The following is a 21,488-nucleotide window of genomic DNA, read 5'->3' as shown; positions in this document are numbered from 1 at the left end:
TATCGCTAACTGCGTAGGTATCACCATAAGGGTTACCTACGCAGCCTGTTTCAATCCCTGTTATAAGTAATATGACTACTAATATAGTAAGTGTAGTAACAACGATCCTTCTTACACCATAGGAAGAGGTTTAGGCATTAAAATAAACGTTTTTTGTGCATGCCCCATAAGTTCATGTGCTATTTCATTAATAGTTTCGATACTCATTTCGGATACAATCACATTTAATTGAGTTAGTTCATTGAGATTGGTGATCCCGTCTTCGATGGTTCGTTGACTTAATGCTTGTAGCCAGTAACTGCTATATTTCTCACGCTGATGTTGGGCCAGTAGCCAGGTTTTTTTTGCTTGCTTAAGCTCGGCAAAAGAGAAACCCTTACGTGCGATCTTTTGTATTTCTTTATTTGCTAATTGAGCTAATTCTCCTGCCCGTTCGGGTGCACTAGTGAAGTTTAGACGTGCAAAATAATAGGCACTAGGGTATTTGGCTAATAACTGAGACATGTTGATAACATAAACACCGGATGCCTCACCACGAACTTTATTACGCAATCTTAAGTTAGTCATGTCATCAATCAACTGTAATCCGAGTTGACGTTGTAATGTCCATGGTGTATCAGCACTGTAATGTATTTGCACCATCGCTTTTGGACTGCTGCCAATCGCAAACGTTTGCTGCATAGCTTGATTAAGCGGCTTAATGTTGTGGTCTAACCAGCCTTGTTGTTCTTGTTTTTCACTTGTATCTATGGCGTGGTCTGTCGTCTCTGGTACCGTAACTATGTTACCTAGCCATTGAGATAATAATGGTTTTAGTTGCTTAATATCAACGGGTCCAGAAATAGTTAATTGCATCTGTTCGGGATGAGAAAATAGTTGTTGATATAATGTTTGCAGTTGCTGACTTGTAAACTTTTTCCAAGGACCTGATGCTGAAGACACTAAACGCTGACTTTGATTAAAGCTGGCTGCTGTCAGTGCATTATAGAATTTTCGTTCTGCCGGTAATTTGGTTTGACCTAAATAATAGCTTTCTTGCATGTTAACCAATTTATCAGTGCAGCTGTTTGGACTGCTTAGTTTTAAGTAGATTAAACTAAGTAACTTATCCATATTATCGGCCGGTGCCTTACCGCGAAACCCATGATATAGCTGCTGGCTGTATGCGTTAACTAAGAGGTCTTCCTTACGAGAAAACTTCGCGAGTTGACGTGCACTATAACCACCGTAACCACAGCGTTCAGCTAGGTTTAATGCCCAATTAACTGAGCCCAGTTGTTTGTTACTTGCTAACGAATTACCGCCTTTTATTTTAAGATCGAATTGTACATCACCTTGCAAATTCGAGTCGGAATGAATGACAACCGTCATGTTGTTTTCTAAGGTTAATTGTTCAGTTAATGCTTTATTTTTTCCAGTCTGGTTCAACAGAATGGTTTTTGTGTTGAGTGCTTGGGTTGTTTTTATGGCATCAGGGGCTGTAATGAGCAGATCTTGTGTCTTGGCTGCTAAAGTAAAAGGTCCAGGTACCGATTGGCGAGCTTGTTGCCAGATATGGGCTAATTCAGATGCCGTTATTTTGCCTTTGTCGATATCAGGTCCGATAATAGCGATTTTGGGTGCACTATTCGTTAATGTTTCAATGACAGATGCTTGTAAATGCTCGGGTGTGAGCGCTTCTAACCACTGGATTGCCATCGCCAGTTCTTGTTGCTTGTTGAGCATCGGCATATGATTAGATACTGAATTTACAAGACGATCAGCAAGGTAACTATTTTCATATGCTTGTTCATTGGCGGCTTGGCGGGATAGTTTTGCTATGTATATATCGGCCACGTTATCGAGTTCGGCTTGTGTTACCGGTTCTGTTGCTAGACGTTGCAGTTCTCGTGTTAAAATAGCAAAGGTGTCGGCGTAATCATCACCTTTAGGTTTAGCGATGAGTAATGCTTGAACTCGGTTAGCATCCAATAAGCTACTTTTACTATTCATACGAGCAAATTTAATTTTATCGTGGTCAGTGAGAATATCAAGACGCTGATTAAGCACTGCAATCCAGGTCGACTCAATGAGATCTCGCCACTGTCCATTCGTGGTATTAAGTGCTGATGGTAGGTCATTTTGTAAGGTAAGTTGTAGCATTCTACCAGCGCGTTCTGGGTCGAAAATCAGCTTACTTTCAAGTTGTGAATTATGCTTAAATTGATGCCAACTGTTAGGGTCGGCAGGTGTATTACCCGTTGGTTTATTTGCAAAATAATCATTAATTTGTTTTTTTATATCGGTTTGATCAAAGTTCCCGGTTACAACAAGTGTCATGCGTTGGGGCTGGTACCAACGCTTATAATAAGCTTTAGCCTGGCTGACTGGCGCATGACGGATTATGTTAATGTCACCGATAGTATTACGGTGAGCAAAACGGCTACCTTGATAGCGCAGTGTTTCTAACTCGTTATTAATTCGGTAAGCACTGCCTTGGTGTAACCGCCATTCTTCGACAATAACTTCGCGTTCTGCGTCAAATGCATCGTTATCAAAGCTGATCTCACTTGCCCAGTCTGATAAGACATTTAGCGCTAATTCAGTATTGCTGTTATCCGGTAATGACAGGCGATAAATCGTGGAATTAAAACTGGTCGAGGCATTAATATGACTACCCAGTGTTAAACCTTGAGATTCTAGTGCCAAAAAGCTCTGTTTGTCAGGAAAATTACGCGTACCTTTAAATGCCATATGTTCAACAAAATGAGCGAGTCCGAGTTGTTGCTCTGTTTCATGTAATGAACCTGAGTTTACCAATAACCTAAGCTCGACACCTGACTTGCTTCTTGGTAACAGCAGAATATCGAGTCCATTGTCTAATTGATAGGTAATCAAATCGGAACGTATTGGTAACTGATCTTGAGATTGGTAAATTTGAGTTGTTACTACTTTTTCTGTTTCTTTTTTATTGGTGTTTAGGTCGTTGTTTTGGTAACTGCCACAGGCACTGAGTAGGCTGGTTATTACTGCAAGTGTTGTGATTGGTATAGCTCTAAATAACATTGATAACTCCATGAAACTTAATTTTATGGTTCGATTTTTTGATAAACTACGCGATATTAATTGTGTTAACTAAATTCAGATCATGATCGGTTTTATCATTGCCCTTGTCGTCCTCAATATAGATCACCTGGTCGGCATATTGGGTTAGCGCGACTTGATGTGAAATGAATGCAATAGCACTCTGTGGTAGTTCTGCTTTTAATAATGTGATTAAGTTACTGGCTGCATCAATATCAAGTGAGCTCGTGGTTTCATCAATAAAAATTAATTTAGGTCGATTGAGTAACAGACGTGCGAACATAAGGCGTTGTTGTTCACCTGCGGATAGCTGTTGTTTCCAGTTAACTTGGCTATATAGTTGTTCGCATAGGTGTGGTAATCCTATTTTATGCAATGTGTCCTGTAGTTCAGTGTCACTGAAATCAGTACTGTTTCTCGGGTAGCAGAGTTGTCTAGCAAGATCGACATCGGGCAAATATAAACTGTGGGGGATCCAATACATAGATTCAATACGTTGGATTTGACCCGTGAAGTGAGGCCAGTAACCTGCCAAGGCTTTGAATAGTGTAGATTTACCTATGCCAGAACGACCTTGTATCATGGTTAATTCGCCCAGCTTTAGTGTCATTGATTGCGCAGTTAACAAGGGACTACCATCGGTGAGATACAGTGTAATATTACTCTTTAATGCAATCGTTTTACTGTTGGGTGTCGGTGTAGGTTCCGGCTCCTCAAGTTCATCCAGTGCATTTATAAACGCGGCTAAACGCTCGACAGTAGCCCCCCATTTAGCGATGTCCTGATAAGCATAGATAATCCAGCTAAGCGCACTGGACACTTGCATAAAGGCCATCTTTATTTGCATTAATCCGCCTAGTTTTAGTGCTCCAGAAAGAAATTTCGGTAATGCGAAGAAGATTGGTGCCAACATGGACACTTGTGCGTAACCAACGGTAAAGAAGCCTAAATTACGTTCACAGTGCATCAATTGATACCAGTTCGTAATCACCGCCGAGAAGTATACTTTAAGACTCTGTTGCTCTTGTTGTTCTCCTCCTTGCCCTGCGATTGCAGCGCTGTGCTCTCGGCGTGAGATCAATGCACGACGAAAATCAGCTTCACGTTTTTGTTGATTAAAATTAAGTGCTTGTAGTGGCTTACCAATCAGGTGGGTGATCACTGTACCAATGAGAGTGTAACCAACACAGGCCCAAACCATATAACCGGGAATATTTAGTTCACGCCCGAATAGTGTGAAAGAAAGCGTACCTGATAGTTGCCAGAGAATGGTGAGAAAGGATCCCAGAGTTACCACCGAACGTAAAAAAGATAACAGTAGATCTAAGGAGCTTTGAATAAATATGTCAACGTCTTCGGCAATACGCTGGTCAGGATTATCGGGCTCGGATTTTTGCAACCTTAGTCTATAATGATCGCTGTGTTTGGATAACCATTTCTCACATAAATATGTAGTCATCCAGCTGCGGAAGTTAATAATGAGCTTTTTCTTTAAATAATCGGTGTACACCATGACGAGAATAAAGGCTGCAATTAAACCTGCAAAGAATTGCAATAATTCATAGAGGACAGGGCCATCGAGTTGTTGTAAAGCATTAAAAAAATCGCCATTCCATTGGTTTATTTGCACACTAAACCAAACCGAAGATAAGCTTAATGTGATTACTATCGTAAGTAGAAGTAGTGCTGAATTACGTTCTTTGGCAAACCAAAAAGGCTTGATCAATTGCCAAAATAAAGTGAGTTTTTGCATTGTTTAAATATCGTTAGTTAGAGATAAATTAAAATGTAAAGAAGGCGTGAGTGTTGTCCCCACGCCTGAACATGCGTACGAATTACTTAAATGTCATAACTAGCTTGCAGCCAGAACTGGCGACCTGCTTCATAAGTACGATAAACTTTGTCGTTATATACAAATGAATCTGTGGCATTTTTGTTATTGAGTACATTATTGACTTCAATTGATAGTGCTGCACCTTTGGCAAATTTAGGTTGCCACATCAATTTGGTATTCCAGCGGAAGGTGCTGGCAAATTTAACAGATTCATACTTTAGTACCTGCTTATTTGTACTCGGGTCAATTGCGTAAGCGTTTTCATGGCGGGTTGCTTGCTCGCGACTACTTTGCCAATTTGCTAGGTTATACCAAGTTAGGCCGTATTGGTTTATTTTGGTTGTCCATTCAAGGTTGACTAATAAAGGCGCGTTGAAATCTGTTGATGGCAGATCTTCGGCGGCGATGATCTTGCCATCGTACCAAACTTTGTCTTGGTCTAGATTAATGCTCGGATCATAAAATGCGTATCCTTGATCCATCGGCGTATTGCTGCTTGTTTGTTGCCAGCTTACCGATGCAGTTAGATTGTTATCGGTAGCGAGCCAACGTAATGGTTGTGTATTTCGTGCACTTAAGATCACATTATCGTGTTGGGTTTTGCCGTTATTATCAAAGGTACGAATTCTGGCCTGTCCAGGATTTTTAGTACCTGGATATTTAGGACGACTACGTACTTCGTCATAACCATTTCTGTGTACATAAGCCAGTTTGATCATACTGTTATTCCAGCGTTGCTGCAGGCTCATGGCAAGCTCATCATTGTATGGAGTGTCAAGATCGCTCATACCTTCAAAATCATTGGTCTCAACCCAGTCATTACTAGATGCTTCACTGTTTGGTTCACACATCATATAACAGTGTTTAAGACCTCCATTTTGACCTTCGTACAATGCGTAAGTGAGCATAGAACGACCATAATAACGGTTTAGACCCGCGGTCAGCATAGTGCTGCCGTCGCCAAAAACATTCCAACTGGTACTTAATCTTGGTGCTATATTCGTATTTTTAACGAAACTGTCACGATCAATACGTAATCCAGGGCGAATATTTACATTACCTATGCTAATCGTATCATCGAAAAACAGAGAATAGTTACGATAGTCTGTGCGGTAAGTGCCTGCAAAAAATGCATCTACTTGACTGGCAGAGGATAACCATTCCATAGAATCCCACATACCTTGATAGCTATTTCTGTAGTAGGTTTCATCGCGTATAAACTTAGCATTAGTTTGGGTTATTTCGGTACCGAATGTAAAAGTATGCTGGCTATTGCCGAATTGGAGTGGATCTAATGTCATTTTGGCATTTGCGGTGACATTTTGTTGTTCAGTGGTGAGATCGCCGGGTCCGCCAGAACTAAACTCGGTCGGATTTTGCCAGTCGGTGTAATCTTTAAGAGAAACATAATAATTTTGCTCACTATCACGGATGTCTTGCATATTCTGAATACTAATACCCATATCTAACATGCCAAAATCAAAGGCATGTTCAATATTCAAACTGCTAGCTAGGCCGTTATGCGATTCTGAGTAATCAGAGTTTGCAGTGCCATTCATGAACATTTCACTGTCGTAACCCGAATAAGTCATTGACCAGTTCGCGGTTGTGCGAGGTGTGGCATACCAGGTTAATTTAGTGAATAGGTTATCTGAAACGCGAGTTTGCTCTTTAATATTGCTTTCAGTAGTAAAGCCAATCACTTTATTCTCTTTATCTAATGTGACGGCTTTTTTTCCGACATTAGTCATAGGTATCGATGAGTTTCGGCGTGAAAGTGAAAATACCAGCCCTAAGTCATCAGTGATTCCTGCTTCAAACCAGGCTCCGAAACTTTTTTTACTGTACTTGGGCTGGAAGCGGCTAGGGTTACTGGCATCATTATTGCCGCTGCTAAAATTAAGTTGTTCATCAACATGATTTTTATTCCAGCTTGAATCTGTCATACGATAAAATACACTGGCATGATTTTCACCTTGCCAACTGCGGCTGTTAACGTCGATAACGCCACCAGTAAATCCGCCAAATTCGGCAGGAATATTGGCATCATATACAGTTATGCTGTCGATTAAACGGCTGTCTAGGTAGAAGCCTTGTTCATCACTGCTTAAATTACTGTTTGTTACACCTAACTTATTATTTGCCGGGTCTAAATCATTATTGATCGTCATACCATCAAGATTAAAAGTATTTTGATAAGCGGTTGAGCCGTGAATCGAGATATCTTCTGGTTTTATCTCACCTTGATTCATGCTGTTATTACCTGAATTTGAAAAGCGAATGGCAGGATTTGATTTTAATAAATCAGTGAGATTACCATTACCGGTTGGTCGTTGTTTAATTTCTGCTGCGGACAAAGATTGCTGCGATGTTAACGCAGGATCTATTTTATCTTTAACGACAACTTCCATGCCTATTTTATCAGGTGCTTTTTCTGCCCCGAGTGTACTGGACAGTGTTGATTGAGAAGTTAGTGCCAGACTAACCGCAAGCGCAATTTTTGTTTTCATTCTGCTACCTTGATGACTTTTTGTAAGTTTTTATGCTTAAAAATGTGGCTTTAATACCCAGATATAAGTAAGGGTGGGGAAAATAACACACATCCAATCTAAATGATAATTGTTTTCATTTGCATTTGGGGTTATTATTCAAATATCTTTAATAAACAACTAAAAAATAATGAATAACAATAAAGAACATCGGTTATTAGATTTCTTACGCTGCTTTTCTGGGCTTCATCAAAAGTGCATCAGTGTAGGTTTTATGAAATTAGCTATTTCGAGCTTATTTTTTTGGGTATTAAATATACATGCTCAAGCAACTGACCTTCAGCAAGTCATCGCTGCTGATAACCAAGGCTTACGTGCTAGTCAGCAAGCTCAAGTGGCTGTCAGCCAGTTATCTGATGAACAGCAGATACTGCAACAACAGTATCGAGAGGTTCTATGGCAACAGCGCGTAGCTGATAAATATCAGCTACAACTTGATAGCCAAATTAACGCATTACACAACGCAAATGATGAATTAGAGCGACAACGAGAGCAGGTTAGAAAAACTCAAATTGCAGTGAGTCCGTTGATGCAGGATATGTTGAGTACTTTGCAGCAAGTGGTTGAGAGTGATATACCGTTTTTACAGGCTGAGAGGAAGCTGCGTTTGCAAATTTTGATTCAGAATTTGGCCGATCCTCGTATTATATTAGGGGATAAAATGGCTCAAGTGTTAGATGCCTATCAGGTTGAGTTAAGTTATGGTTATGCAGCTGAAACTTGGTTAGGTACTTTAGATAGTGAGCGTATGGTTAATTTTTTACGCGTTGGCCGTTTAGGTTATTACTGGCTAAGTATTGATGGTCAGCAGGCTGCTATTTGGAAGCAAGGAGAAGGATGGGTACAGCTTGAGGATAAATGGTTTCAGCCTTTGCGTCAGGCGATTGCGGTAGCAGCAGGAAACATAGCGCCAGATATTATGACACTACCACGACCGGACCAAGCTTCTGTTGAGGGACGATCATGAGACACTTATTATTTTCCGGCATTATATTGATGAGCACTTCGTTTTTCGTAAACTCGATGGAGTTTTCAATGCCAAAGGTCTCATTAGGCAATATTTTACAACAAGTAAAGCAAGCGACTAACCATGAAATTAAAGCGGCAGAAGAATTAGTTATTAATTTTAAGGGCGAGTTGACTGAACAGCGTAAGAAATTGCAAACGGCGAAGGATAATTTGCTTAGCCGTCAACGGTATAATCAAGAAGCGGAAGAGCAGCTATTGTTATTGCAACAGCAATTACGTCAGAAGCAGCAACTGTGGCAAAAAGAACAGCAGGCATTGAAAACCTTGTCTATGACGATTGTTGAGCATGGCAATTTATTACTTGAACGAGTCAAACCTTCCGGTCTGTGGGGCTTAGATACGAGTGGTTTTCAAACCGGTTTATCTCAGGATGTGGATATAAAACAAATATATCAATTGTGGCAGGCATTCGTCGAACAATTGTTATATACCAGTGAAGTACATCAATATGATACGTCAATTATTATGCCAGACGGAGTGCGTAAAACGAGCCTAATTACGCAATGGGGTCCATTTACGAGTCACAGTCAGTTTGGTTGGTTAAGTTATTTACCCGAGCACAAAGTGTGGCAGGTATTTAGCCCTCAACCGGATATTAAACCCGTGATCGGTGGGATGAGAATTGATCCTAGCTTGGGTAAATTATTACAGAAAAAAGCGCAGGAACCGACCCTTTTTGAACGTTTACGTCCGGCTGGCATCATCGGTGTTTTAATCGCTATTATTGGTGCTATTGCCGTATTTATTGCCGCGGTTCGCTGTTATTCATTATGTCGTGAACAGCAAGCGGTGCAATGGCAAATATTGCATACTGAAGTCAATGATAGAAGTAGTTTAGGGCGTATTCTTAACGCGGTTGAAATTGCCGAATTGGAGCAAGCTAAAGACGGTGATATTACGCTGTTGGAGGCTGTCATAGATGCAGCCGTATTAAAAGAGGTGCCAGTATTACGCAAGGGTTTAGCATCACTAGCTGTATTGACCGGGATCCCACCTTTACTGGGGCTGTTAGGTACAGTGGCAGGTATGATTGAAACCTTTAGAGTGATTACCGAGCAGGGCAGTGCCAATAGTCAATTATTGTCAGGGGGGATTGCCCAAGCCTTATTGACGACGGAACTTGGACTGATTGTAGCGGTACCTTTATTACTAATCCATTGTGGGGTGAAAACGCAGGCTAATCGATTAATTGTGCTGTTGGAACAGCAAGCTGCCGGATTGGTTGTTGCTCGCCATAGTGGGTGGCAGCAGTAATGGCTATGTTGCTTCAGTTTTTTTATCAGGCAGGGATGCTTGTTTGGATGATCATTTTATTATCCGTGGTGATGTGGGGATTGATCTTAACGGTATATTGGCGTCAGCGCTATATCCAACCGCAATTGCAGACTTCTCTGCAAGCTATTTCTTTGCATCAGCTTAATCTACCATTTTGGCATCAACAACAGTTACTCAAGGCCTGGCTCAGTCAAGCGACATTAATGCTTGATTGCGGTATGCCTTGGATCCGTATTTGCATTCAGATCTTACCATTTTTGGGTTTGTTAGGTACTGTCGACGGCATGATAGTGAGTTTTACTCAGTTGGATAAAATGAATGTACAACAACAGCTTGCTGGTGGCATTAGCCAGGCATTGTTGACGACATTAGCTGGTTTAGTGACATCACTTTCTGGCCTGTATCTGGCTCATAATCTTAATCGTCGTAATCAAATTATTATTGATCAATTTCGTTATTGTTTTATTAAAGGTTAATTTATGCGTTTTCAACATACTCAAGAACAAGATGATAATGCCATTATCGATATGACCCCTTTGATTGATATAGTATTTATTTTATTGATATTCTTTATTTTAACGGCGTCGTTTCAACAACAAAACACGATTAACATCGATCGTCCACAAAGTACAACAAATGATAGTAGTGACGTGGTCAAATTGATGGTTACTATTGATAAGGAGGGGCAAATCAGCTTAGACAAAGGCCCGATTAAATTGACTGATTTGAGTGCCTACGTTAAAGCTAAAGTAAGTTCGACAGGGAGTTCTTCTGCTGTGATTCAGGTAGATAAAGATGTGACAAGTGATCGGTTAATTACTGTTATCGATAAAATTAGGATTGCCGGAGTTGCTAATGTTGCTGTTGCTACCGACAAAATCTAATAAAAGCTGTTTGATAACAGGGCTATTTGCTGTCGTTATTAACTTCGGATTAGTCGCCTTGATTTATCAACTCACGATGGGGGAGGCTATCGTTAATACATATACGCCAGTTTCATTAGCCAAAGTATATTTTGTTGCTGATAGACAGGTAGAAGAGATTGAGCCTGAGTTAATCACTAAACTTACATCGGCTCCGCAATTAAGTACGCCTCCGCCAATGTCGGTTAATTTGTCGCTGTTAGCAATGAATAGTCTGGTGAAAATACCTAAGGTATTAACAGATATTCCTATGTCTGAAGCTAAGCTACAACCAATAACGTTGCAATTCTCACCAAATGGCAAGCAGTTAGGTAGTCAAATGATGACAAATATAAGGTTTGCTAAACCAGTATTTCAATTACCACCTCAGTATCCGCCAGCGGCGAAACAGCGAGCTATCGAGGGTTTCGTTGTTCTTGAACTTAAGATTACAGTCAAGGGTAGAGTGCAGCAGGTCAAAGTTGTTCAGCAGCAGCCCGCTGATATATTTGTACGTTCCGCCACAAGAGCTGTCATGCGTTGGCGTTTTGATCCACCTGCACAAACAGAGTGGCAACGTATAATTATTCGTTATCAACTGGAGTCATAATATAAATATGGACAAGGTTAAAAGGCAGGTTCTGTTATCTTGTGTTGGTATGCTGGCGCTTGTAGTCGTAAATGCACATGCCACTGATACATCATATTATCGGCGGTATCAACAATTAACATATCAACTTGAGCAAGATCCTCATCTTATTTTGCCACAAATTGAACAATTTCAGTTACAAGTTGCTAATGCGGATACTAAAGCTAAAAAAATGGCTGCTTATTTACATCTACAAGCATGTACTGCATTAGAGCGAGATATTTGTACTGTTCATCAGGCTGAATTATTGCTTGACCTACCAGGACAAGAGGAATCCAAGCCGGCGTTGATGAAATTAACGGTACAATTATATTATCGTTTACAGCGTTACTCTGATGTTATTAGGCAAAGTGAGCATTGGCTGTCGATGCCGTCACAAACGAGTTTATCTGATCGTGCGATGATATTTACATTACAAGCGAAAAGTTTTTATCAGTTACAGACGTTGGTATCGGCACAGCAAAGTATTGAACAGGCCTTAGTCTTAGAGGTTGATGAATCACGCTATCGTTTTTTGTTAGCGTTATTACAACAGACCAAGCAATTAACGGCTGAAAATACCTTGTTGCAATTACTGACAGAAAAATACATTAATAATCCACTATATTGGGAACGGTTAGCTTATAGCTGGTATGAACTTGATAAGCCAGAGCAAGCGCTAAACGTATTTGGCAGTGCCTATAAGTCAAAGTTATTACCTTTGCGTAGTCTATTATTTTATAGTCAGTTATTAATTCAGCAGCAAGCACCAAATCGAGCGGTTCGGATACTGGAAAAAGAAGCCGATAAGTTTACTCCGCAAGCTGTTAAATATTGCTCCGAGTGTGATGTCTCAAAGTATCGGCAGTTACTTATTCAAGCTTATCTCATGGCAGAGCGTAAATCAGAAGCGCTAGCATTGCTTGAAAAAAAGGTCGATAAAACCGATGAGCAACTGATGATTAGTAGTCAATTGGCATATAGTCAAGCACGCTGGCATTTGGCTATTGAGTTGTTGCAACTACAGATTAAACAACAACCTCGTAATGATTATTGGCGATTATTATTGGCGGTGAGTTATTTTGAAAATAAAGATTACATACATGCTCGTAAGCAGTTTAGGCTGATTAAACAATCACAATATATGAAAACAGCACAAGATTGGTTATCACAGATTGATTATTTATTAAGCTAATAATACCTCCTGTCTTCGTTTTTAGCTCTTTGTCTGTGTTTAACTGTATTTTTATTAGGATGGATAGCCAGATTATCCGATCTCGTTCGTCTTTTAATTCGCATCTTGAAGTCGTTTGAGTATATAAGCTATACTACGGCGCTTGTAATATACAGGTGTAAAATACGCACGCTTAAAATACGCACGTTTGTAATATATGAACAAAACCAGGATTCAAAGACATATGGCAGTATTAACTATTCTTACGGCACCAAACAAAAAATTAGAGATACCCGCTGAAACAGTCGCAGATGTAAGTACAGTTCAAACATTGATCGATGATATGCTTGATACTATGTACAAAACAGACGACGGTATTGGTCTTGCTTCAACGCAAGTTGGTCGTAAAGAAGCCGTTGTTGTTATTGATATTTCAGAGGATCGTAATGAACCTATGGTATTAATCAACCCTGTTGTTGTTGAAGGTGAAAACAAAGAAAGTGGTCAAGAAGGGTGTTTATCTATTCCTGGCTACTATGCAGACGTTGAACGTTTTACGAAAGTGAAAGTAACGGCATTGGATCGTGAAGGCAACGCAATTGAAATCAATGACGATGGCTTCTTAGCGATTGCAATGCAACATGAGATTGATCATCTTAAAGGTACGCTTTTTATTGATTACCTATCGCCATTGAAAAAGAAAATGGCACTGAAAAAAGTTAAAAAAACAATTAAAGAAATGACCGAATAAGGTCTAAAGCGATACTGAAGGAGCTAAGTTAAGTGAAAGGAAAAATTATATCGTACATTTCTGCAAAGAAGTTTGGATTTATTTGTGGCGATGATGGCGAGAGTTATTTCTTACATGTGTCGAGCCTGCTCGATAAAGCCAATGAATCTAAATTGGTGAAGGATGTTGTTGTCGAATTCGAACCAACAACAACACCAAAAGGCCTTGCCGCAAAACAAGTACACGTACCGGATGTTAACTTTAAAAAACAGTTGGTTGCTTTTTTCACAGCGAAAAGCAATCAACCAAGATATGGGCATGTTGTTGCAAGATATACACTAAGCACACGTTTCTTTAAAGATCAAAGCGAAGGTCGTAGCCATATTAAGAAATTGGCGGCAGGCATCGGTTGTAATGCTATTTTAAATACAAATGTGGAAAAGAAGACCTTCTCTGAAGGTGGTGAAAATTTCACTATGCATTCATTTAGTGGTGACTTTGCATTAGTTACAGAAGATGTTCCGTGTAATAACGACGTGGAATGTGAAGAATCTGTAGCAATCATTGACGCCAATGTTACAGCCGTAGCAGGGCAGTTTCAGCGTGTAAGTAATTCTGAAATGAAAGCGAAAGCAAAGCAATTACGTAAATTTAACCCACTGCTATTAGTAGGCGCGGTTGTTATTCTAGGTGCCGTTTTCGCAATTTCTATGTGGTTTGTTAATACGGCACATTGAAATAGCTCGATGTAATCGAGTCAAGACAGTCTTTTGACATGCTTAAAATATAAAGCGGTGGTATTGATTAATTCAATGCCACCGCTTTTTTATGTGTGTTTATTACATTAAAGTGTGACGCGTTTGGGGTATTGCGTATTTATTGCTGAACCACCTACCTCTTTGTTGTAATATAACCACAATATTGTTGAACGTAATTTCCTGAGGTTGTATGTATAAATTAATCGCGTTAGATATGGATGGTACTTTACTTAATTCTCAAGGTGCTATTTCACCGCGTAATAAGCAAGCGATCCTTGCTGCAATAGCGCAGGGTACGCGTGTCGTGCTTGCTTCAGGACGCCCACTTGAAGGCATGAATTGGGCGCTAGAAGAATTGGGTATGACAGGTAAAGATGATTATGTTGCTTGTTACAATGGCAGCTTAGTTTATCAAGTTGCGGATAAGCAGTTGCTGCGTAGCCAAACGGTGACGGGTGCAGATGCTAAAAAACTTGCCGATTTAGCCAACAAGCTTGGTGTGCACGTGCATGCATTTTCAGTAAAAGCGGGACTGATCACCCCTAAACATAATTACTATACCGACCATGAAGCTAAAATTAATGGTCTGTCTATCACTGAAGTGGACTTTAGTACTCTAAGTGATGATGAAGCAATGCTAAAAGTGATGATGATTGACGAGCCAGAAAAACTATCTGCCGCGATTGCGCAATTACCAGCATCACTCTACGAGCAATATAACATTTTGCAAAGTGCGCCGTTCTTTTTAGAATTTCTTCATACCAACAGTCACAAAGGCATAGGTGTTAAAGCCATCGCTGACCAATTTGGCATTAATGCGGATGAAGTGATCTGTATGGGTGATGCAGGTAACGATAAGCAAATGCTGGAATACGCTGGTTTAGGTGTGGCAATGGATAATGCCAGTGATGATATTAAAGCCATCGCTAACCATATTACAGCAAGCCATAATGATGACGGTGTCGCGCTGGTCATTGAAGCGTTTATTTTAAATAAATAGTACTTTTTATAGGACAGAAATTTAAGCGTATTAGTTCCAATCTAATGATTAATTTATTGTGATCTATCATATACTAGCAGCATTAAACTCTATGATATAAGAGAACGATGGCAAATTTTAATACACATCTTAATGTTGCAGCACTATTAACAGGTGTTTCTTCTGCAAGTTTGGTTGCGGCTGGTCACATTGAACTCGATACCGCTATTTGGCTTTGGTTCTTAGGGACAATCGGTGGATTGCTACCAGATATTGATTCGGATAATTCGACCTCTCTCGATACCATATTCAACATCTTTGCGTTTTCTGTTATTTTGATCATTATGCGTTACATGACGAGTGCGTATTTTGGTGAACTGAGTTTCGTTGAGGTTATCGCGATTCCTGTGGTGACTTATGGGCTGATGAAGTACGGGCTCAGGACGATGTTTGAACGCTTAACCGTGCACAGAGGGAGCTGTCATTCGTTACTGTTTTTAGTTTTATGTGGACTGCTGACGACTCAGGTTATTGCGAACGTCGATGGTATCAACTCTGATAAGGCGGATAGTCTTGCTTGGTTGTCTGGTGGTTTTGTATTTTTAGGTGGCTTTATACATTTAATGTTAGATGAAATGTACAGTGTTGATTTACGGAATATTAAGATAAAGCGTTCATTTGGTACGGCGTTGAAGCTAGTCGATTTGGACAGTAAGTTATTGGCGTTAGGCATGATGATAGCCGTTGGCGTACTTTGGAAGACGACACCCGAAATTGAGACAACACTGGATATGCTCTGTGATTGGTCGATGTTTTCGTTAGTTTAATGCAGGTAACTTGGAGGGAGGTTAACGGAATAAGTGCTTAACTGGTATCAGATAAGCACTTTCATGTATTGCGTATAAAGACTAAGAATTAAAGTGCTTCGATATCCACAACTGATTGTGTGAATTCCGCTAGTTCAAGTTCTGCACATTCACCTTCTGATACCCAATTAAGACCAATAATCACGTTATCTTCATTTAGATCTTCAATCCAAAATTCAAGTAGATCAGATACCGAGATAGCCGTTGGTTTAAATGCTTTCCATTCATCACAGCAATGCTCTTGTGCTAATGCTTGAGTAGACCAAAGCGGCATTGCATCTGTGTCTTCAAAGTTAACGGAATCACAAACAACCCAATCTTCACCTGACTTGTCTTGTAAACCCCAAACTTGTTGGCTAGGTTTTGCATCCGCAAAAAATTTCGTCAATATTGGATTTGTTTCTTTCATGGGGTTCTCATTGTATTAGGATTAATGTCGGCATTATACGTTTTTACTAAACGAATAGACAGTTAATATAGCGTGTTGTAGATGTTATCGGTGTTTTGATGTTGCAACGTTTGTAAAAAAGCCCAGGCAGGTTTACTGACTGGGCGATGAACATAGATTTACCAACTAACCGTTGTTGAGTTCCATATTAATACTGAAAATTATTTATTTTATTACTCACATCCGCGGTGTATTGTGCAACATTAGCACTTTCTTGTTGGGACGTTTTGGCACCCTCAGCGATACTCACTGCCACGTTGCTGATGGCGACAATATTACGATTTACTTCTTCTGTTACCGCGGCTTGTTCTTCAGCTGCACTGGCAATTTGATGTGCCATATCTTGTATCCGGCAGCTTTGTTCATTAATCTGCTTTAAGGCATCTACGGCATTTGTGGCATGGCCCAGACAAGAGTCGGTTAAGCTGCCACTGGTATTCATTGCTTCTACTGCTTGACGACTATAATCACGTAGTGAGTCAATGACGACTTGAATTTCATCTGTTGATGTTGCTGTTTGTGTGGCTAGGTTACGTACTTCATCGGCAACAACCGCGAAACCACGGCCTTGTTCACCCGCACGCGCTGCTTCAATTGCCGCGTTGAGCGCAAGTAAGTTAGTTTGCGCTGAAATGTTACGTATCACTTCTAAGATCGCCACAATACCTTCACTGCGTGATTCTAGTTCTGCGACAACCTGCGTAGCGTGAGAGACATTCTGCGATAAACTTCTTAAACCGTCGGCATTGGCTTCGACGACTAATTGGCCATTATTCACTGCTTTTTGAGTTTCTGATACCGCTTGAGCTGTGACTTGGGCGCTATCTGATACGCTGTGTGCTGTAGAAGACATTTCATTCGTTGCTGTTGCTACTTGTTCGATCTCTAGTTGTTGCTCGGCAATTTTTAATAAACCTTGGTCGGCTGCATTTGCCGTTATTTTAGCACTGGTATTTAAGTGTTTAGAAGTCACTGCTACGTCTGCGACTACTTCTCTAACGTTGGCAATGAAAATATTCAGGTATTCAGCTAGCTGGCCAGTTTCATCATGGCGCTGAATATTTAAAGATTGCGTAAGATCACCACCAGATTGTGTCAATTGACGTACTTTATCGACTAAATAACGAATTGGTTTGGAAATAGACTGCGCAGCAATCCACATCAGTATAATACCGAGGATACTGGTCAGTACTGCAATACCAAGTTGGCTTTTAAGGTTAGTAGAGAAACCATTATCCACCGCTTTAATAAATGGCTTGGTGCTCGCTAAGGCCACATTTCGTGGGGTGATAATGATCACTTCCCATTGCTGCGTTACGCCAGTGGCATTGAATTGTTTTGATGTAAGAAAATCGTTTTCGACAGTAACGGTTTCGTCAATAAGGCGTTTACTCAACAGATTTTTAATGGCAATAGAATTGAGTTTTTTACCGATATTATCAGCCTGTTTACTATCTGCGGCAATGACACCCGCTGAACTGATAATCAAGACTTGGCTTTGACCTGAAAATAATCGCTGGGCAGTATCTTGAGCAAGGGATTGTAGGAAATTGAGAGAATAATCAACCCCGAACATACCAATGAATTGACCATCACGGATCACTGGTGCAACAAATGAACTGAGTAATGTTTGAACACCTTGAACATTAAAGCTTGATGGATCGGTTACACAGGCCGTCTTACTTTCCATTGGACATAAATACCACTCTGAAGCTCGAAATCCAGCGGCACTTAGTTTTGTGGCATAAAAGTTACCAAGTGCTTGTAGTGCAACGGTTCCATTGGCTGATCTATTCCAGTATGGGGCAAATACACCACTTGCTTGGGAGTGAGGCATATCGGTATTTACAGCATCTTGACCGTCAAATTGGTTTACTTCCCAGCCAGTATAAATACTTAATATGTCTTTGTTTTTCTCTAGCGTATTTTGTAGCATTACATTGACGGCCTCCCGCGATATGACGGGGGTTTCGTTGCCAAATGATGCGGCTAGACCTGTTGTTATGCTCATCGCTTTATTAAAGGTGGAAGCAATATATTGAGCCTCAACGTTTGCACTTAATGAGAGTCGCTGTTTAATCGCTGATTCGGTATCTTTAAGTACGAGAGTTTGTATCTCGTTACTTAAGTTATTGCTATTAAAGTAACTAAAACTAAATGTCGCGGTGACTACCGCAATTAAACTTGCACTGCCCCAGAAAAGGATTTGCTGCTTGATGGTTGAAAACTGCATGCTACGACCTATTGAAATATATAATATATTATTGATGCATTAGTTTAACCTTACTAATACAAAAGTGTTAGTAAATGTGTATCATTTATTATAATAGTGAAGTTTTAAGTGATTGAATTTTATATATATGTGATATTACGCTTGGGGTTGGCACCTATATGTGGGTAGTTAAGGTTAAAGGTTAGTATTTTTAGCATAACAAACTGCAAGCTGTGTCATAACAAGATTGAAAAAGTACTAATCCTTCCTTTAATTCCCATATTGTTACAACTAGAAAATTAGTTTGGATTGTTTTTTGAACAGGTTGTTCTGAAGGCGAGCGAGAGTGTGACTTAACGACATGTTTTTATTTACAACTAAACTCTACTTCTATATTATTCGGCACTGCTGCGGAGGGGTGGCAGAGTGGCCGAATGCACTGGTCTTGAAAACCAGCAGGGGTTAATAGCTCCTCGAGAGTTCAAATCTCTCCTCCTCCGCCATACTGATATGATACTGGGCACCTTAATTCTTGAGTGCCGAGAATCAAAACCTCCAATATTAGCCATCATCTTTAGCTTATTTCCAACGATGGTAACTTTATCTTGTTTAATCTCTATCCGCTCAATCACTGCATTAAGAAGAGCTTTTGTTGCTTCTAAATTACCTCCCAGTAGTACTCTTTTACAAGCATCAATGAATAAACCCGTTTGTTTAGCTCCAAATTTCTTGATTGGAAGTCCCATTCTTAACTTTAAATTATTGATTTCATGGTTAGTTATTCGTATTTCATTTTTATAAGTGTCTAAATTTTTCTGAACAAACTCATCTAAAAAAATCGAGTTGTCTGCTATTTTGTCAATTAATGAAAATTGTTTATGATCTAATGCAGCTTTTTTTTTACTTAGACCCAATAATTTTATTTGGGACTTACGAAAACTGTCTTGAACGTCAGTTTTCAGTTCCGTGAGCAAACTTGTGATTACTGGCTCTATAAAGAGGTTTTTTGTTAGCTCGTTTAAGATTGCATGTTCAAGCACATCCTTAGGTAGTGCCTTGTTGGAGCATGATTTAATCGACTGTTTAATACAGTCGCTACACTTATAATATTTGTATTTTCCACTCTTACCGGTGTTAATCACGAAGTTACATTTACAATAATGGCATTTAACTAAGCCTGTTAATAAGCTTGGTGAACCTAGTGCTTGATGTTCTTGTTTGTTAGGAGCATTTTTCTTTAAAAGTAAAGCAACCTGTTCAAATAACGATTTTTCAATTATTGGTGGAACTTTAACAATAACTTGCTCAGGGTTGATATCTGCTCTTGTACGATTTTTACCAATAATTCTATCTCCATAATAGGCACTATCCCTTAGCACTCTATGTACGGCGTTTGCAGTCCATTTATTTCCCCGTTTCAACTTACCAGTTACATTCAGCTCTGTTGCTATCAATTTAGTTCCGTATCGAATACCACTTTTACCTACAGAAGCTAGCTTAAAGATTAGCTTTACTACTTCAGCTTCTTCTGGCACTGGAATTAATTTTTTACGCGTTTTTCTGCTATCAGACATAGCTGAAGCAATTGATTGAAATCCAAAAGGTAAGCATCCCCCTGTATGAAAGCCATCCAAAGCCGTTTGATTTAAACGAATGCTTGAACTTTTACTTAGAGCTCGACTATATTGCTCATTAAATAAACCGTTCATTCCTTTGACTATAAATGCAATATCTTCATCTTCAGGAATTCCGTCCATAAGAGTTAGTCATTTCACTCCAGCCTGTTCGAGTATAAGCTCTGAACTTATACGTTTAATTTCTTTACGGCTAAAGCGAGAAAGATCATAAGTAACTATGTATTCTATATCTATAGTTTTAGACTCTACATCGCGTAGCATTTGCTCAAAGTTAGGGCGTATACCTTTAAAGCCTGAATAACCTGCATCCTCATAAGTCTTAACCACTTCTGCGTTATTTTCAGATGCCCACTTTAAGATTGTGTATCGCTGGTTCTCTAGTGATTGATTCTCTTTAGCTTGCCGATCAGTACTAACTCGGGTGTAAATTGCAATTCTTGTTAACTTTTTAATATTTTGCATGCGAGCACCTTATTGGTTGCCGTGTTTCTTTTTTGACATATAAATAAAAATATTTATTACTTCGTCAATATTTTGTTTAAGTAGCGAGTGAGTTATTAGGCTTAACTCTTTACTAGAGATTTTTTTATAAACTACCGTACATATTTGATTATTTACTTCTAGGTTACGTTTCTTCATTTGGCACTCTGATATGTGAATGGGAACTTATATTTAAAAGTTAAGTGTTAAACTTAGATTTCGCAAGTTATAAAATAGATTAAAAACAATGACTTAATATGTTGGTGAAGATGCTATTGTCAATAGAGCGGAATTACTAAAAATGGAATGTCCTATCTTTCAACAGGTTGTTCACTATGAAATGACAGAAGATTTAATTAATTAGATAATAAGTTACTGTTTTTAATAACATTTTGTTATATTGACTGTAGGCTAAATAACAAATAATTCTATTTTTATATGAATTATTTATGACCAAGTTCTCTTGTATATGGAATTAATAAACAAAAATGCACCGTATCGACAGTACAGCTACTGAATTTTTGATTGTAAAATAAAGCTTCAAATGGGTGGTTGGTCAACATCTGGAAGAAGAAAAACTAAGTTTAAACATGCCCTAGAAAAACGTCGTAAGTTAAGAATTATGCTTCGGCCAAAATTTCCGACTATTTTAACCTTGTAACCCCCCCCCATCTATTCGTTTTAACTGTTCAGGTCTACGGAATTCAGTGAATATTGATTGTTAACGTCTCAATTTTTAACTTTTAAGTTTTTGTAAATAATAGTTATTAGTGTAAAGTGCCTCTACTTTGTAGGTACTTTCTTGCGTATCTTAATGTTTTATTAATATGTCGTTGAGTTACTCGACCGGCGTTGTTGACTAAATCAGGGAACCTTTCGTAAACTTTGTGATCAGATCATTATCACGGATTTTAAAAGGTTCAC

The 21,488-nt window shown here is 39.3% G+C and carries 16 protein-coding genes, 1 tRNA gene and 1 pseudogene; 11 read left to right on the top strand and 7 right to left on the bottom strand.

The window, feature by feature from the left end; translation table 11 throughout:
* Nucleotides 1-111: 111 nt before the first annotated feature.
* From HRT96_RS08830 to HRT96_RS08820, 3 genes are all read right to left on the bottom strand, one after another.
* Nucleotides 112-3,045: a M16 family metallopeptidase gene (locus HRT96_RS08830; protein ID WP_293155114.1), complete on the bottom strand. Its 2,934-nt coding sequence runs from the start codon at nt 3,043-3,045 to the stop codon at nt 112-114.
* Between the two features lie 46 nt (nt 3,046-3,091).
* Complete coding sequence (locus tag HRT96_RS08825) at nt 3,092-4,816, bottom strand: ABC transporter ATP-binding protein/permease (protein WP_293155111.1); 1,725 nt, start codon at nt 4,814-4,816, stop codon at nt 3,092-3,094.
* Between the two features lie 86 nt (nt 4,817-4,902).
* Complete coding sequence (locus HRT96_RS08820) at nt 4,903-7,407, bottom strand: TonB-dependent receptor plug domain-containing protein (protein WP_293155109.1); 2,505 nt, start codon at nt 7,405-7,407, stop codon at nt 4,903-4,905.
* 253 nt (nt 7,408-7,660) lie between these two features.
* Between HRT96_RS08820 and HRT96_RS08815 the strand changes: the two genes are divergently transcribed.
* From HRT96_RS08815 to HRT96_RS08770, 10 genes are all read left to right on the top strand, one after another.
* Nucleotides 7,661-8,413 (top strand): DUF3450 domain-containing protein, encoded by a 753-nt coding sequence (locus HRT96_RS08815; protein ID WP_293155106.1) that lies wholly within the window; start codon nt 7,661-7,663, stop codon nt 8,411-8,413.
* Between the two features lie 68 nt (nt 8,414-8,481).
* On the top strand, nt 8,482-9,729 hold the full coding sequence (locus tag HRT96_RS08810; protein ID WP_293155103.1) for a MotA/TolQ/ExbB proton channel family protein: 1,248 nt from the start codon (nt 8,482-8,484) through the stop codon (nt 9,727-9,729).
* Entirely contained in the window at nt 9,729-10,226 is a 498-nt protein-coding gene (locus HRT96_RS08805) for a MotA/TolQ/ExbB proton channel family protein (protein ID WP_112713345.1), read from the top strand. Before HRT96_RS08810 ends, HRT96_RS08805 begins: the two co-directional genes overlap by 1 nt.
* A gap of 3 nt (nt 10,227-10,229) precedes the next feature.
* Complete coding sequence (locus tag HRT96_RS08800) at nt 10,230-10,634, top strand: biopolymer transporter ExbD (RefSeq protein ID WP_293155097.1); 405 nt, start codon at nt 10,230-10,232, stop codon at nt 10,632-10,634.
* Entirely contained in the window at nt 10,606-11,262 is a 657-nt protein-coding gene (locus HRT96_RS08795) for an energy transducer TonB (RefSeq protein ID WP_293155094.1), read from the top strand. The genes HRT96_RS08800 and HRT96_RS08795 overlap by 29 nt, the downstream gene beginning before the upstream one ends.
* 7 nt (nt 11,263-11,269) lie before the next feature.
* Nucleotides 11,270-12,475, top strand: a complete 1,206-nt coding sequence (locus HRT96_RS08790) for a hypothetical protein (RefSeq protein WP_293155092.1) — start codon at nt 11,270-11,272, stop codon at nt 12,473-12,475.
* A 223-nt stretch (nt 12,476-12,698) separates the two neighbouring features.
* A complete protein-coding gene (def, locus tag HRT96_RS08785) occupies nt 12,699-13,205 on the top strand; it encodes a peptide deformylase (RefSeq protein WP_293129510.1) in 507 nt (168 codons plus the stop codon).
* Nucleotides 13,206-13,237: 32 nt separating this feature from the next.
* Nucleotides 13,238-13,921 (top strand): cold shock domain-containing protein, encoded by a 684-nt coding sequence (locus HRT96_RS08780; RefSeq protein ID WP_293155089.1) that lies wholly within the window; start codon nt 13,238-13,240, stop codon nt 13,919-13,921.
* Nucleotides 13,922-14,132: 211 nt separating this feature from the next.
* Entirely contained in the window at nt 14,133-14,942 is an 810-nt protein-coding gene (gene yidA / locus HRT96_RS08775) for a sugar-phosphatase (RefSeq protein ID WP_293155086.1), read from the top strand.
* 107 nt (nt 14,943-15,049) lie between these two features.
* Nucleotides 15,050-15,748: a metal-dependent hydrolase gene (locus HRT96_RS08770; protein ID WP_293155083.1), complete on the top strand. Its 699-nt coding sequence runs from the start codon at nt 15,050-15,052 to the stop codon at nt 15,746-15,748.
* 88 nt (nt 15,749-15,836) lie between these two features.
* Here the strand turns inward: HRT96_RS08770 and HRT96_RS08765 are convergent, their stop codons facing one another.
* Nucleotides 15,837-16,196 carry a DUF2750 domain-containing protein gene (locus HRT96_RS08765; protein WP_293155081.1) on the bottom strand — a complete coding sequence of 120 codons (360 nt, stop codon included), beginning with the start codon at nt 16,194-16,196 and terminating at the stop codon, nt 15,837-15,839.
* A 187-nt stretch (nt 16,197-16,383) separates the two neighbouring features.
* Complete coding sequence (locus HRT96_RS08760) at nt 16,384-18,468, bottom strand: methyl-accepting chemotaxis protein (RefSeq protein ID WP_293155078.1); 2,085 nt, start codon at nt 18,466-18,468, stop codon at nt 16,384-16,386.
* Nucleotides 18,469-18,859: 391 nt separating this feature from the next.
* On the opposite strand from HRT96_RS08760, the gene HRT96_RS08755 reads away from it, so the two are divergent.
* Nucleotides 18,860-18,950: transfer RNA gene (locus HRT96_RS08755), tRNA-Ser, on the top strand.
* Nucleotides 18,951-19,469: 519 nt separating this feature from the next.
* Here the strand turns inward: HRT96_RS08755 and HRT96_RS21940 are convergent.
* Nucleotides 19,470-20,021: pseudogene (locus HRT96_RS21940) on the bottom strand (recombinase family protein); the annotation flags it as partial.
* Nucleotides 20,022-20,213: 192 nt separating this feature from the next.
* Entirely contained in the window at nt 20,214-20,546 is a 333-nt protein-coding gene (locus tag HRT96_RS08750) for a recombinase family protein (protein WP_293155075.1), read from the bottom strand.
* Nucleotides 20,547-21,488: the final 942 nt, after the last annotated feature.

Source organism: Moritella sp. (assembly GCF_013215705.1).
Lineage (GTDB): Bacteria > Pseudomonadota > Gammaproteobacteria > Enterobacterales > Moritellaceae > Moritella.
The sequence above is the reverse complement of the archived record's forward strand: the minus strand, read 5'-3'. Positions and strand labels throughout refer to the sequence as shown.